This window comes from Mesorhizobium sp. M1D.F.Ca.ET.231.01.1.1 (assembly GCF_003999155.2).
GTDB lineage: Bacteria > Pseudomonadota > Alphaproteobacteria > Rhizobiales > Rhizobiaceae > Mesorhizobium.
In genome coordinates this window covers 1-1204 of sequence record NZ_RZOZ02000040.1, presented here as the reverse complement: position 1 = coordinate 1204, position 1204 = coordinate 1, and the positions used below count along the sequence as shown (strand labels likewise).

1 protein-coding gene is annotated in these 1204 nt (G+C 61.6%); it reads left to right on the top strand.

Going from position 1 to position 1204, the window contains the following annotated elements:
• Positions 1 to 62: 62 nt before the first annotated feature.
• Positions 63 to 1204, top strand: a 1142-nt coding sequence (locus EN874_RS32135; RefSeq protein ID WP_135859832.1) for a Xaa-Pro peptidase family protein, incomplete at its 3' end; no start/stop codon positions are given.

Sequence of the window (1204 nt, the reverse complement as noted above, 5' to 3'; positions counted from 1 at the left end):
TTTGACGCAAACCACCCGGCAGTTGACCATCTAAGCACAACGACGGGAGCGGAGGAGAGGTAATGGCGAACACTCAGTCGAGCTTGGCGCCCGGGCTTCCTTTTAGCGAGGCGGAGTATAACCGTCGCTGGCAAGCTGTTCTTGACCGATTCCAGGAGTTTGGAGTCGACGCAGTCATATCGACTTTCTCGCGCAACCACCAGTACCTGACTGGACATGCTGCCTCCGGCTCGTACGCGAGGCCCTATTACCTGATCATCGCGCCACACGTGCCGCGAACGAATATCGTCCGCTTGTTCGACGAATGGAATGTCCGGGCCGAGAGCATTCCTCTCAAGATCCACACGTATCACCAGCTTACCGAAGCGGGCAAGGTCTGCGCTGAAGTGATGCGATCGCTTGGGCTGGATCGGGGGCGCGTCGGAATGGAGCTCGACCTTTTTGGAATGACGGCCCGCGACGCCATGGAGCTACAAGAGCTACTTCCGAACATCGAGGTTGTGGACGTCTCCCGTCTGATTCTCACTGTGGCGGACATCAAGTCGGCAGAGGAGATCGCCGTCATGCGAAAGGCGATGAAGGGGACGGAGGCCGGCGTTGCCGCCTTTGTTGACGTCCTCAGGGAGGGCGTGTCCGAGCTCGAGGCCGCCGCTATCGTCCAGGCGGCCGTAGAGTCCACGGGGGTAGACGCGACTTTGTTCGGGATTTTATTCGGAAATCACACAGCCGTAGGGCACGCGAAGTCCGGCAACAACCGCCTCAAACAGGGCGACGTCGCCTACATCGAGGTCGGCGGAAGGGTTCATGATTACGCCGCCGGGCTAGTGCGCTCCGCAATCTACGGCAGACATGCCGAGGCCACGGCTCTGTATGAACTCTCGAACGCAGCGTTGGAGGCGGCGATCGCAGCTGCGATGCCCGGGGCATTGACCGGAGACGTCGATGCTGCCGCACGAGGGGTCGTAGAGCGGGCTGGCCGTCCGCAGACATTCCGCCAGCGCGTTGGCTATTCATGCGGTCTCGGTTGGTCGACGCGGGGCTACACCAGCTTAGAGCCGGGCGGCCAGAATGTGCTGCGGCCCAACATGGCGCTGCACATGCCGCTGTTCCTGACCGACGAGGAGGGCCGTTTCGCGATCGGTTGCAGCGAGACGATCCTGGTGACCGATGGAGGGGCGGAGGTCCTGAGCAACGGCGATCGCGA